Genomic DNA, 13,185 nt, shown 5'->3' on the forward strand with positions numbered 1-13,185 from the left:
TTATCAATTATTTTTTCTATTTTCAGACGCAAAAAAAAGAAACCTAATTCCATCTATCCGTTACGCTAAAGGAAGCGATCATGTCAAAAATTATTTTCCTGTGGGGGCCTGCGCGCTCTTTATCTACGGCGATGCTGAAATCATTTCAGATGCGTGACGATACCATCGGCTTATTCGAACCTTATGCGGATACCTATTATTTTTCAAAGGATCGCATGACCGATATGTATGGCGATCGGCCGGAAATTTGGGAACAAACGGGGGAAGCCGTCGATAAAGAATTACTGGCAATCGATACGCCCATACTCTTTTTGAAAGAGATGGCCTATTTTGGCCTACCCTATGTCGGCGACGAAATTTTTAATCAGGCCCGTCATACGCTGATCATTCGTGAACCTAAAGCCTGTCTGCGTTCACGTAAAGCCGTACGTAAAAATGAGATTGGCGAGTGGGAATATGGCTTTACCGCCATGGATCAACTCTGGGAGAGAATTTTTGACGCTCAGCAGCCACCGGTGGTCATTGAAGGCGATGCGCTGCGCAACGCGCCTGAGCACTCGCTGCGAAAATACTGTGAGGCGGTTGGTCTTGATTTTCAAGAATCGCAGTTGAGCTGGAGCGATGGTAACGTTCGTCAATGGACTCCCGAAGAAGCAGAAGCTCACGCGCGTTTCCATAAGACGCTGGAATCCTCTACCGGCTTTATCCCTCAAAAGAATATGGTTTACGATGATGATTTTCAGTTCAGTGAAGCAGAATGGGGCATGGTAAATCGAGCCACAACGATTTATGAGAAGATGAAACCCTTCGCCATCAACTTATAAACTAAACGAGCCACTGGCCCATCACCGGTGGCGCTAAGGAAAAAAATGAGGAACCGTGGTCTGATTTCTATATTCTGCATTTGCTATTTTGTCGTCAATTTTAATATATCTTTTATATATCCAATGCTGCCTTCGTTACAGCAGCATTTTGCAGCTAATGAGCACCATATCGCACTCCTGCTGGGTGCCTTTCCTTTTATCGCATTTATTTGCAATTTGTTATATGGGCCATTTATTGATAAATACGGAAAAAAGAAATTCATACTCATCGGCGCGGCCGGTTCTGCTTTAGCCTATGCAGGCTCGATCTTATCTCCCAATATCGAGTCACTAATCGCCTTTCGTATCCTGAGCGGTTTTTTTGTGCCCATGATGGGGGCGACCATTTTTCCGCTAATCGTTGAGCTTTTCAATGATGAAAAACGGCTGTTTGTAACCGGCATCGTTCAAGGCGCGGCATCGCTGGCGCAACTCTTGGCGTTGCCTTTGGGGATACTCTCTGGTGATAAGATCCCTTGGTATTTCCCCTTTCTGCTGCTGATAGCGATACTGATTGTTAGCGTGCTCCTGATGTTAAAGCTACTTGAAGGAGAAAAAAATGGCACCTCGACCAGCATTAATATTAACACCTATCTGTCTAAATATAGTTCGCTAATCCGTAATCCGCAGGTATTTAACTACATCCTGCTCTACGCACTGTTTGGTTTATCCGTTTTTGTGGTATTCGGCATGTATGCCTACTGGCTGACGAAAAACGGTACGGGCGATAGCTACCAGTTAGCGATTCTCTTTTTGTTGTCCGGGATTACCGGACTGATCGCTTCGACCACCATTAGCCGCATTAGTAAAATTTTTGGCAGCCCACGAAATGCGATGGTGTTAATTTTGCTAGTTGCGATTGTCTCAGTATTTTTTATGCCGCTATTTGCTGACTATATTATTCTACAGACGCTTCTTTTTTCTCTCTTTTCATGGGTGAGGTCATCAATTAACCCGCTGATATTTGTTGAGATTTATGAAAAAGCGGATATTACCGAACGCGGCACATTGAACGGAGTGATGAACGCCTCTTTCCAGCTTGCGACCTCAGTCGGCGGTATCATCAGCACCGTCTGCCTGTTTTACTCACCCTCTTTCTGGCTCAATGCGGTCATATTTACCGTTTGCATCATTTTCTGCCTGCTACTGACGCTAAGAAACCCCCATCATGTTAATGAGGTAACCAAATGAAACATCTAGTTTTTATTGACGCTAACAATGCGGCGATTCAGAGCATGGATGAAGCTGTGAAGCATGGGTTTAAGGTGACCTTTCTACGCCAGCGCAATGTCGCTTTTTATCAAAACAATAGCTATACCCAGTCAGTACTGTCGCGGCTGGATAATATTATCGATATGGAAAACGGTACTGACGCCAATGAACTGGTCCGCCTGCTGAATACTATTTTGCAGGGTGATGTTATTGATGGCGTAATTGCCCCTAACGAACCCAGCCTTGAAGCGGTGGCTGAGGCCTGTCAGCGATGCAATATTCCTTTTACCGATCCACAGGGCGTTAAAAACGCCAGGGATAAATGCCGGGCACGCGCTATTTTGCAGGATCAAGGTGTCCCAACCATACGCAGTTGGGTAGCGCATACCACAGAAGAGGCCAGAGCGATCTTCACGCAATACACGCCTCCGTTTATATTCAAGCCGGTTAGCGGTTTCGATAGTTTGCATGCGATAAAGGTCTCTGAGCCTGAGCAAATAGAGTCTGCCTCTGCTGATATTTTAAACGCTGCCCTGTCCAGCGCGCAGACCTATAAGAACATTTTCTCCCGCGGCATTCTGATAGAGGAGTTTTTACAAGGAACGTTATTATCGGCTGAGGTAGGGATCTATAACGGTACCTTTTATGAATTTATGATTAGCGGTCGCTGCCAGTCGAGGTTTAACGAATGCGTTGAGCTTGGATCTTTAATGCCTGCAGCAATTACCCCTGAGCAGAACAAAGCGTGTTTTCACTATGCCAAAGCGGTCTGCGCGGCCCTGCGTCTGGATTACGGCATCTTCCACATCGAAATTATGTATACCGCCAATGGTCCTATCTTGGTTGAAGCCAACCCACGCCTGATGGGCGGCGTTATGCCGGAAATTTATCGTCAGGCAACCGGTGTATCTGTTTATCCCGCGTTGTTTACCATTGCTACCCAAGCCGAAACCCCTATAGCGCTGCCTGCAGCCTACAGAGCGGTCACTGTCAGGAAAGTTATGCCTTTAGCCGAAGGCGTTACTGCGCCGGAATTTACTACTGATGATATAAGTACCCATCCCAATATTGTTAACTTTTATTCAGATAAACTTACCCCTGCAAGAAAAGTTTCCAAAAACGAAGTGCTCGGCCGCATCATGGTTTCACACCCTAATCTGGATGAGGCAAATAAGATTGCCGACACGATTTTGAGCGATATTGAGAGACGGATAGGCGTTGAGATTCATCAGCCACTATAAGTTGGTAGTGGCGTCATATTCGCTATGGCATTATTACTGGTGCCTAGCACCAGTAACACGGGCGTCCGTTGCAAAGCAGCCTTACCTGTATAGCTACACTATATTTGGCACTCCATATCCTTACCTGCTGCAAGAAAACGTCTGCATCTCGCTGTGAGTTCAACTGATAGATGCAACACATTGGTTAAAACGCTCTGCAGGTGATTCATAATTTAGCGTTTTTCTTGGCCTCTCGTTGAGCTGCCTGCCAACACTGTCTAGTCTTTGCTGGCTGTGAACCGATGGGTCAGTTCCTTTTGGAAAATACTGCCTAAGCAATCTGTTTGTATTTTCATTGGAGCCGCGTTACCAGGGGGGATTGAGGATCGCAGAAGTAAACCTGGATATCTGTGGCTACAGTAAACCGGGTGTCGCTGGTCATTTCAGCTCCCCTGTCCCATTTTAATGTTTTATAAAGCTCAGCAGGTAATTCCCGGCTTTTTTGATGAGTGCAGATATAACCGTTATGGTCTTATTGTCCCTGATCCTGGCCAGCATAACAAAACGGGAATGACGTTCTGCGAGGGTGACGATATAGGAGTTTTTAGAGCCCTGGATCAGGTCACCTTCCCAGTGACCCGGTATGGCTCTGTCTGCGGCTTCCGGTGGCCTTTCGCTGACAGGTATCGCATTCGGGATTTTCCCTGACCCTTTCCCTTTAAGCGATCATGTTCTGGACCTACGAATCGCTCTTCCGCTTCTGAGGCATTGCTGCAGTTCTTTTTTTAATGCACCCCGGGTTTGTATAAAAAGCGTTTTATATATCGTTTCGTATGGCACATGCATTTCCTGATTATCCGGATAACAGCGTTTCAGCCAGCCGGCGATTTGTTCCGGCGACCAGTCCTGATGCATATTCTCTGCGATGATTTTACACAGTGTGGGTCTTTCAATTAGCTTGCAAAGCTTTGGTCTCAAAGCATTTTACCACGCAGCAGTGTCCGCTTTTGATGCACGGTATTGATTTGCACCACCGTGCCCCTTGATCCCCCGGCTAATCGTTGAGGGGACTCTCGATAGTTTGTTTGCGATCGCCCTGATGCTGATTTTTGCTACCAGCGCTCTGGATATCTCCTCTCTTTCATCAAGTGAAAGCGCTGACGGATGACGCTTTCGGATAGGGAGGCAGTATCCACCAGTCTGGTGGATAGTGGGCATAATAGAAGAATGATATCTGTCGAACATTCTGGCGATATCATGCAGGGAATTACCTTGCTTAAATCTGTCACAGATAATCGCCTTCTGCTCTGGCGTGTAGTTAATCCGGGTTCTTCATTTCATGGCAACGTCCCCCTTAATTAAGGATAGCGTTGCATCGACCCGTTGAACTCACAGCCAGAAGCGGACATCGCAGACGCTATAGTATGTTAGGCCAGATATCTAAAAGCGCATGAACCACATAGGTCAAAGTTCTACAACATAACTTCTGGCTTGAGCTTTTGCCGTTCCGCGATCTAGAAATCGAAAGCGTCGTTTTCTCTTAACCCAAGCCATCCTTGTAGATGCCAAAGCAGAGTTCGCAGAGATTCTTCGTGCTCCGGGAACTGTGCAGGATTAATTGCATCACATTTGGCTTTCGCCACGTCAATGCCAATAAAGTCGTTAATTGTCTCTTTGTTAAAACTGTTATGCTGTGTGGAGACCCAATCCCCGTATGTGTGGCTAGTGCCACGACTCATCAAGCGTGTAACTATCGTTGCGAAGCCCTGATCCGTTTGAATCGCTTTCATCATCCACTCACGTGGTTCATCCATTGAATCGGTATAGTTTTTCCAGCGATAGAGCAGGGATATGAGATCCGGTTCAGCAATCAGCGCATCGCCATCTGCTGCTCGTAACCTTATCAGCCGCAGCCATTCAGTCTTCATTGCCACAACGGTATTGTAATCTAATGCTGGATCGAAGATTCCCCTCTCGCCCTCATTCCGGTCAGTGGGGTCACTGAGATGGATCAGGAGAGAGGCAACGGATAGAGCTTCAGTTTTACGTAATGCCTCTACAGCCAAACTGCCTCGCACATCCTCAGGAATGCGCTTCAGGTACCGACTTGTGGCTCGCCATGCTGCCATATATGACGAATCGAAAGTGCCGCTGTTCATCCCTGCTAGTTTTTCAGCGAGTAGGTACATACCAGGAAGCAGAACAGCAGCGTGCTCGAAGGGTAATCTATCGACGGATTCGTCGAGTCTCGCAACGAGCGAACCTAGCAGCCCATCAGCTTCGAGGTCAGTGATTGCAGCTAAGAGCTCACCCTCTGTCGCTGTTGCTTCGAGAAAATCAACGAAACGGCGTTCAGACATTTCTCCAACACTAGTCTGGAGTTCAAAATAACGTGGGAAGTAGCGCGATGTGCATACTCGTTTTTCAGTCAACCACTGGCGATTGAAGCTGTCCGCATATCTTGTTCCTCCAATGCCCATTCGAGAGGTGGAAATAAGTCTTTGAGCGCATTACTAATGATATTGCGGCGTTGCTCTGAGACTGTCTCAAGAAGCTCCTTAGCCGCTGCCTGGTCTACCTCTCGGCGTCTATCACTGGAAAAGCGCATTTCCTGAAGAACCAATTCTCGCTCACGAAACAGCGCATCGTGGAGATCTGGGTCGAAGACCCGGAGAGTCTCAAGAAGCAGGAAATCTACAATATTTACCTCGAATACGTTGCCAACCACATGCAATGGCATATGTACAGCAATGGACGAGATGAGACGACGTGCATCACGCATGTTGCGAAGCAGGGGCTGGATGCAGCCGATGCAAGCATTACCCCAGCGTCTTTGAGAAAACCCATTGGCCTCAGTCGCGTAGGAGCCCGCTATTTCAGAGAGTTCCTCCTTAAACATACGATGCACGAACGATGCTGGAACGGCCGGTAAATCAAAGCTAACCTGCACGATCTTTTCAAGGAAGGCTCGCCCGTCGTTGGCAGCGACCGGATCGAGTGCCCTTTCTACGATACTGGGTTGAAATAGGAGCACAAAAACAATGTTAGGGAGGTTAGCATTTGCCTTTACCTGCCGAAGTAACATCCTGATCTGTTCTGGCTCAAGCCTGTCAATATCATCGACAAAGACAACCAGCGGCCGGTCAAGTTCGCGAAGGCGAGTTTCAAGCGAACTGCGTATCTTGTCGAGAGACTCGCCAGTATGGTCTCGCCCGAGATACGAAAGCACGCGTCCAACAATAGGTATTCCGACTGAGAGAAAGGCAAGAACAGCCGCAACCTTTGTGACCGTCGGAAGGCCATATCCAATAGCCGATGCGATTGCTAAAACTGAGGCATTTGTTAACACCATCGAGATTAGATGGCCTGAGCCTCCAGCCTCTTTAAGAGGCTTACCGACCCCAGTCAGGATCGCGCCGTAGCGTCGTAGTGCTTCGGCACGGTCATGTGCAGCCTTCGAATGCTCGCCTCCCAGGCTATTTGCTATCTGGCCAAATAACGCGCTGGCAATTGCATCGCCGTCCCCCCATTGCCAGGGGTTGAAATCGAGCCAGTCCGCTCCGCTGCTCCTATCATCGAGCTGTTCGGTAATGAGGTTTTTAAGAGATGATTTCCCGAAGCCCCACCCTCCACGAATAGCAAATACACGGCCTTCGCGCAAACTAAGCTCCGAAAGCACGTCGGCTATACGAGCCGCAAATTCAGCCCTTCTGAGACGATCTTCGGATGCTTTTCGAATAGGAGCCTCCGCCCCGATCCCTTCGTCCGGCCGCCCGTTCCTTACCACTTCAGTATTAGGCTTCGCGCGACGATGAGCGCGCCATGTTGCCAGACGGAACAACCGTTTACTCATCGCACACTTTCTCCCAGGAATACATATAACAAGCGTCCTATCGTTAAAAGCGTTACTGGTTGAACTTTTCCTAAGCCTGCTAACTGAAGAGAATTCTCTGCTGCAATTATAAGCCAGTATAGCGGTGCCCCCTGAGCATTGATGAACACAAGAGGATAATCAATAAGGAAGGTTTAACAAAAAGCACCAAGCTGCATATTTGACTTAGTAAGGTTAAAGATCTCACAAGGCTGATTTTGTTGGCTAAAGACATTAACGAAGCACTTTATTTGTGCAAGAATTGGTCCATATTCCTTCACTTTAATCTGACCGGAAATGCTATGGCTGGCGTGAACAAAGCTCAACTGACTGAAACCGACATCGTAACTAAATTTATTCTGCCTGCGGTCAAGAAGGCCGGATGGGATGACATGACGCAAATTCGCCAGGAGGTGAAGTTACGTGATGGCAAGGTAGTTGTGCGGGGTAAGCTGGCATCCCGTCAGAAAGTCAAATCAGCAGATATAGTGCTCTACCATAAGCCTGGCTTACCGCTGGCAATCATCGAAGCGAAAGCAAACAAGCATGAAATTGGCAAAGGGATGCAGCAGGGACTGGGTTATGCCGCCTTGTTAGAGGTTCCTTTCGTCTTTGCCTCCAATGGTGATGGCTTCGTATTTCACGACAAAACGAACTCCGATCAGCTGGAACGAGAGATTACACTTGAAGAGTTCCCAACGCCTGCTGAGTTATGGGAGAAGCTCTGTCTCTGGAAAGGCTACACCGCCACACAGCTGCCTGTTATTACGCAGGACTACTATGAAGATGGCTCTGGTAAATCGCCGCGCTATTATCAGCTTCAGGCAATCAATAAAACGCTTGAGGCTATCTCAGCAGGCCAGAACCGCATCTTATTAGTGATGGCAACCGGCACCGGCAAAACCTACACTGCCTTCCAGATTATATGGCGGTTATGGAAAGGCAGGCACAAGAAACGCATTCTGTTCCTTGCCGATCGCAACATTCTTGTTGATCAAACCCGTACCAACGATTTCCAGCCTTTTGGGCAGGCAATGACCAAAATCACTGGACGCACTGTCGATCCCGCTTACGAAATCCATCTGGCGCTGTATCAGGCGATGACAGGAACCGAAGAGCATGAAAAAGCGTATAAGCAGGTTGCGCGTGACTTCTTCGACCTGATCATCATTGACGAATGCCATCGCGGCAGCGCCGCTGAAGACAGTGCCTGGCGCGAGATTCTGGAATATTTTAGTAGTGCGACTCAGGTCGGTTTAACAGCAACGCCGAAAGAGACCCATGAGGTTTCAAATACGGACTATTTCGGTGAGCCGGTCTATACCTATTCGCTTAAACAGGGCATTGAGGATGGCTTCCTGGCACCTTACAAAGTCGTACGCGTTGATATCAATGTTGACCTGCAAGGGTGGCGTCCAGCGAAAGGGGAAGTCGATAAAAATGGTGAGCTGATCGAAGATCGCATCTACAACCAAAAAGATTTTGATCGCAACTTAGTCATTGATGAACGCACTCAGCTGGTGGCGGAAACCATTACGGATTACCTTAAACGCACTAACCCCATGGATAAAACTATCATCTTCTGTAATGACATCCCCCATGCAGAGCGGATGCGGCGCGCCCTGGTGAATCTCAACGCAGCGCAAATGAAAGAAAATGATAAATACATTATGCGTATTACAGGTGATGAGACCGAGGGGAAAAACCAGCTGGATAACTTCATCAATCCGAAGAAGCCTTACCCGGTTATCACCGTAACATCAGAACTGATGACAACGGGCGTAGATGCCAAAACCTGTAAGCTGGTTGTGCTTGAACAAAACATCCAGTCGATGACCAAATTTAAGCAGATCATCGGACGTGGCACGCGTATTGATGAACGCTACAACAAGCTGTGGTTCACCATTCTGGATTTCCGAAAAGCCACCGAACTGTTTGCAGATGAACGCTTTGATGGCTTGCCGGTGAAAGTCATAAACACCACAAAAGATGAGGTCGCCGATCCAGAGTCAGATTTTGATGAGCAACTGGAAGATAATGCATCGGGTGAAGATGGCCAAACAGGCCATGCAGAAGAACCATCGCCGGATTATCCCTCGGGTGCTCCAACAGAACCCGAACCTGATGGCGCACTACCCGAAACAGACGAAGAACGACGCAGGAAGTTTTACGTTAAAGGCGTTGCTGTTAACGTGCTATCTAGACGCGTTCAGTATTACGACGCTGATGGTAAGCTGGTTACCGAATCTTTTCAGGATTACACCCGTCGTACGCTGATGAAAGAGTATGCGTCTTTAAATGACTTTGTTCAACGCTGGCAGAGTGCTGAACGTAAACAGGCCATTATCGAAGAGCTGGAACAGCAGGGCATTATCTGGGATGTGCTGACGGAAGAGGTCGGCAAAGAGCTGGATCCCTTCGATATGCTCTGCCATGTCGTGTACGGCCAGCCACCGCTCACCCGCCGTGAACGCGCCGATAATGTGCGTAAGCGTAACTACTTTACCAAATACTCTGAGTCGGCTCAGGCCGTGTTGAGCAACCTGCTCGATAAATACGCCGATGCGGGCGTAAAGGAAATCGAAGATATTCAGGTACTGAAGCTTCGACCTTTTGATACCATGGGCCGCCCTTTGGAGATCATCAAAAAGAACTTTGGTGACAAGGAAAGCTACATGAGTGCCGTGAGTGAACTGGAAAACGAAATCTACGAACTCCCTCCTCGCTCGGCCTGATTCCCTATCAATGTCTGTCACCGTAGCGATCGCTCGGTGGCAGACTTTTTTATTACGGAAATTGCAACAAACATGTCTATCAGTTCAGTTATCAAATCATTACAGGACATTATGCGTAAAGACGCCGGTGTGGATGGCGATGCGCAACGTTTGGGTCAGCTTTCATGGCTGCTGTTTTTAAAAATTTTCGACACTCAGGAAGAAGAGCTGGAAGCCATAATGGATGCAGAAGAGTATCGTCTGCCGGTTCCCGCACGTTATCTGTGGCGCAACTGGGCGGCTGATGCAGAAGGTATAACGGGCGACGCGCTGCTTGAGTTCGTTAATGACGATCTCTTCCCTGCCCTGAAAAACCTGCCTGCGCCTCGTGATAAAAATCCGCGTGGCTTTGTGGTGCGGGAAGCTTTCAGCGACGCCTATAACTATATGAAAAATGGTACGCTGCTACGTCAGGTAATCAATAAGCTGAACGAAATCGACTTCGGTGACAGCAACGAACGCCATTTGTTTGGCGACATCTACGAACAGATTCTGCGCGACCTGCAAAGCGCTGGTAACGCGGGTGAATTTTATACTCCACGCGCCGTTACCCGCTTTATGGTTAACCGTATCGATCCCAAACTGGGCGAGCGCGTGATTGACCCGGCCTGCGGCACCGGCGGATTTCTGGCTTGCACGGTTGACCATATTAAAGCCAACTACGTTCACAGCACTGACGATCACCAAACGCTACAGAAGCAGATTCACGGCGTTGAGAAAAAACAGCTCCCGCATCTGCTTTGTACCACCAATATGCTGCTGCATGGCATTGAAGTCCCGGTACAGATTCGCCATAGCAATACGTTAAGCAAACCGCTCTCTTCATGGGATAAGCAGTTCGATGTTATTGTCACCAACCCGCCATTTGGCGGCACCGAAGAAGATGGCATCGAGAAAAACTTCCCTTCTGAAATGCAAACGCGCGAAACTGCTGACCTCTTCTTACAGTTGATTGTGGAAGTGCTGGCGGATAAAGGACGCGCCGCTGTCGTTCTTCCGGATGGCACGCTATTTGGTGAAGGTGTTAAAACCAAAATCAAAAAGCTGCTGACAGAAGAGTGCAACCTGCACACCATCGTACGTCTGCCGAATGGCGTGTTTAATCCCTATACCGGCATCAAAACTAACCTGCTGTTTTTCACCAAAGGCCAGCCGACACAGGATATCTGGTTCTATGAACATCCCTATCCTGAAGGCGTGAAAAACTACAGCAAAACCCGCCCAATGAAGGTTGAAGAGTTTCAGCCGGAGATCGATTGGTGGGGCAATGAAGCCGACGGCTTTGCCAGCCGTGTTGAAAACGAACACGCCTGGAAAGTCAGCATTGATGAAGTCATTGCACGTAACTTCAACCTTGATATCAAGAATCCGCATCAGGCAGAAGCAATCAGCCATGATCCCGATGAGCTGCTGGCGCAGTATCAACAGCAGCAAGCGGAGATTAGCCAGCTGCGCCACCAGCTACGCGATATCCTTGGTGCCGCGCTTGCGGGCAAGGAGGTCAACTGATGTCTGCTGAGCAACTGATCACCCAATATATCGATACCTGGACATCTGCTCTACAGACGCGTTCAACGGCTGGACGCGGCAACAACGGCAAGATTGATCTTTATGGCATTAAAAAGCTGCGCGAACTGATTCTGGAACTGGCCGTACGTGGCAAGCTGGTGCCGCAGGACCCAAATGATGAACCGGCGTCTGAGTTGCTAAAACGCATTGCCGCTGAAAAAGCCGACCTGGTAAAGCAGGGGAAAATTAAAAAGCAGAAGCCTTTACCGGAAATCAGTGAAGATGAAAAGCCGTTTGAATTACCGACAGGTTGGGAATGGGCACAATTTGGTCAAGTTTTAATTAGTCGTGATGCAGATAGAGTCCCTCTATCCGCAGATGAGCGCCTGAAACGCCCTGGAATATTCGATTATTATGGTGCGTCTGGAGTTATTGATAAAATCGATGGGTATATTTTCGACAAGCCTTTGCTATTAGTTGGCGAGGATGGAGCAAATCTAATTAATCGATCCACACCAATTGCCTTTATGGCATATGGTAAATATTGGGTTAACAATCACGCTCATGTTCTTGACGGCCATACAGTAAACCTCCTCAATTATATTTGCCTTTATATCAATGCCATCAATCTTGAGAAATATGTTACTGGTACAGCCCAACCTAAAATGAATCAAGCCAAGATGAACACTATTTTAATTGGGCTACCACCTGAACAAGAGCAAAATAGAATAGTTCAAAAAGTTAACGAACTAATGTCTCTCTGCGACCATCTTGAACAGCAATCTCTGACCAGTCTGGAAGCACATTCCCAGCTGGTTAAAACGTTGCTGGCAACACTCACCGACAGCAAAAATGCTGAAAAATTAGCCGAAAACTGGGCGCGAATCAGCCAGCATTTCGACACGCTGTTTACCACCGAAGCCAGTATCGACGCACTTAAGCAAACCATTCTGCAACTGGCAGTGATGGGTAAACTGGTGCCTCAGGACCCGCATGATGAACCCGCTTCTGAACTGCTTAAACGTATTGAGCAGGAAAAAGCGCAACTGGTGAAAGAAGGTAAAATCAAAAAACAAAAATCTTTGCCACCAGTGAGTGACGAGGAAAAGCCTTTTGGGTTGCCAGTAGGGTGGGAATGGTGTCGTTTAGCTGAAATGTCACATCTATCTGAAGCTGGCTGGAGCCCTCAATGTGAATCAGAACCTCGCATTAATGATGAGTGGGGAGTTCTAAAAATTAGCGCGGTAACTTGGGGAGAATATAATCCAAATGAAAATAAAGCTCTTCCTCATAATCTCAATCCAAAAAAAGAATATGAAGTCAGAGAAAGAGACTTTTTAATTTCAAGAGCAAATACAGCAGAATTAGTTGCACGTTCAGTGATTGTACCTTCACCAACGGTAAGACACTTAATGTTAAGTGATAAAATCATTAGATATCAGTTTACTAACCTTGTAAGTGTTGAGTATTTAAATCTAATGAATAACTGTTCATTTTCGAGGGATTATTATTCTAATGTTGCAGGTGGAACAAGTTCGTCGATGAAAAATGTATCCAGAAATCAAGTATCGATGTTACCGATTGCACTGCCTCCGTACAAAGAACAACTAGAGATAATAAAGCAAGTGACGATATTTAATAGACTATGCACTAAACTTAAATCTCACCTCCAATCCGCCCAGCAAACTCAGCTTCACCTGGCGGATGCACTCACTGATGCAGCATTAAGCTAAGGA

8 protein-coding genes and 1 pseudogene are annotated in these 13,185 nt (G+C 47.5%); 6 read left to right on the forward strand and 3 right to left on the reverse strand.

Features of this window, described 5'->3' with window-relative positions:
* The first annotated feature begins 80 nt into the window (after window positions 1-80).
* From QSK07_RS09025 to QSK07_RS09035, 3 genes are read left to right on the forward strand one after another with little or no spacing between them, the layout of a single operon-like run.
* Window positions 81-824 carry a sulfotransferase-like domain-containing protein gene (locus QSK07_RS09025; RefSeq protein WP_285721413.1) on the forward strand — a complete coding sequence of 248 codons (744 nt, stop codon included), beginning with the start codon at window positions 81-83 and terminating at the stop codon, window positions 822-824.
* A gap of 45 nt (window positions 825-869) precedes the next feature.
* Window positions 870-2,054, forward strand: coding sequence for an MFS transporter (locus tag QSK07_RS09030; RefSeq protein ID WP_285721414.1), 1,185 nt, complete (start codon window positions 870-872; stop codon window positions 2,052-2,054).
* Window positions 2,051-3,316: an ATP-grasp domain-containing protein gene (locus QSK07_RS09035; protein ID WP_285721415.1), complete on the forward strand. Its 1,266-nt coding sequence runs from the start codon at window positions 2,051-2,053 to the stop codon at window positions 3,314-3,316. Before QSK07_RS09030 ends, QSK07_RS09035 begins: the two co-directional genes overlap by 4 nt.
* A gap of 159 nt (window positions 3,317-3,475) precedes the next feature.
* Here QSK07_RS09035 and QSK07_RS09040 read toward each other — a convergent pair.
* From QSK07_RS09040 to QSK07_RS09050, 3 genes and pseudogenes are all read right to left on the reverse strand, one after another.
* A pseudogene (locus QSK07_RS09040) lies at window positions 3,476-4,618 on the reverse strand (IS30 family transposase).
* A 191-nt stretch (window positions 4,619-4,809) separates the two neighbouring features.
* The gene (locus QSK07_RS09045; protein WP_285721416.1) at window positions 4,810-5,655 is read right to left on the reverse strand and encodes a hypothetical protein; all 846 of its coding nucleotides are present in this window, start codon (window positions 5,653-5,655) and stop codon (window positions 4,810-4,812) included.
* 68 nt (window positions 5,656-5,723) lie between these two features.
* Complete coding sequence (locus QSK07_RS09050) at window positions 5,724-7,148, reverse strand: KAP family P-loop NTPase fold protein (RefSeq protein WP_285721417.1); 1,425 nt, start codon at window positions 7,146-7,148, stop codon at window positions 5,724-5,726.
* 320 nt (window positions 7,149-7,468) lie between these two features.
* Between QSK07_RS09050 and hsdR the strand changes: the two genes are divergently transcribed.
* The 3 genes from hsdR (at window position 7,469) to QSK07_RS09065 (ending at window position 13,182) form a co-directional block, all read left to right on the forward strand.
* The gene (hsdR, locus tag QSK07_RS09055; protein ID WP_285721418.1) at window positions 7,469-9,901 is read left to right on the forward strand and encodes an EcoAI/FtnUII family type I restriction enzme subunit R; all 2,433 of its coding nucleotides are present in this window, start codon (window positions 7,469-7,471) and stop codon (window positions 9,899-9,901) included.
* A 72-nt stretch (window positions 9,902-9,973) separates the two neighbouring features.
* Window positions 9,974-11,449 carry an N-6 DNA methylase gene (locus QSK07_RS09060; RefSeq protein ID WP_285721419.1) on the forward strand — a complete coding sequence of 492 codons (1,476 nt, stop codon included), beginning with the start codon at window positions 9,974-9,976 and terminating at the stop codon, window positions 11,447-11,449.
* Entirely contained in the window at window positions 11,449-13,182 is a 1,734-nt protein-coding gene (locus QSK07_RS09065; protein WP_285721420.1) for a restriction endonuclease subunit S, read from the forward strand. Before QSK07_RS09060 ends, QSK07_RS09065 begins: the two co-directional genes overlap by 1 nt.
* The last annotated feature ends 3 nt before the right edge of the window (window positions 13,183-13,185 follow it).

The sequence above is a fragment of the Pantoea sp. QMID4 genome (assembly GCF_030270445.1).
Lineage (GTDB): Bacteria > Pseudomonadota > Gammaproteobacteria > Enterobacterales > Enterobacteriaceae > Pantoea > Pantoea vagans.

Excerpts from the sequence above, each read along its gene's own strand:
- QSK07_RS09025 (WP_285721413.1), top strand. The coding sequence starts at position 81 with ATGTCAAAAATTATTTTCCTGTGGGGGCCTGCGCGCTCTTTATCTACG.
- QSK07_RS09030 (WP_285721414.1), top strand. The coding sequence starts at position 870 with ATGAGGAACCGTGGTCTGATTTCTATATTCTGCATTTGCTATTTTGTC.
- QSK07_RS09035 (WP_285721415.1), top strand. The coding sequence starts at position 2,051 with ATGAAACATCTAGTTTTTATTGACGCTAACAATGCGGCGATTCAGAGC.
- QSK07_RS09045 (WP_285721416.1), bottom strand. The coding sequence starts at position 5,655 with ATGTCTGAACGCCGTTTCGTTGATTTTCTCGAAGCAACAGCGACAGAG.
- QSK07_RS09050 (WP_285721417.1), bottom strand. The coding sequence starts at position 7,148 with ATGAGTAAACGGTTGTTCCGTCTGGCAACATGGCGCGCTCATCGTCGC.
- hsdR (WP_285721418.1), top strand. The coding sequence starts at position 7,469 with ATGGCTGGCGTGAACAAAGCTCAACTGACTGAAACCGACATCGTAACT.
- QSK07_RS09060 (WP_285721419.1), top strand. The coding sequence starts at position 9,974 with ATGTCTATCAGTTCAGTTATCAAATCATTACAGGACATTATGCGTAAA.
- QSK07_RS09065 (WP_285721420.1), top strand. The coding sequence starts at position 11,449 with ATGTCTGCTGAGCAACTGATCACCCAATATATCGATACCTGGACATCT.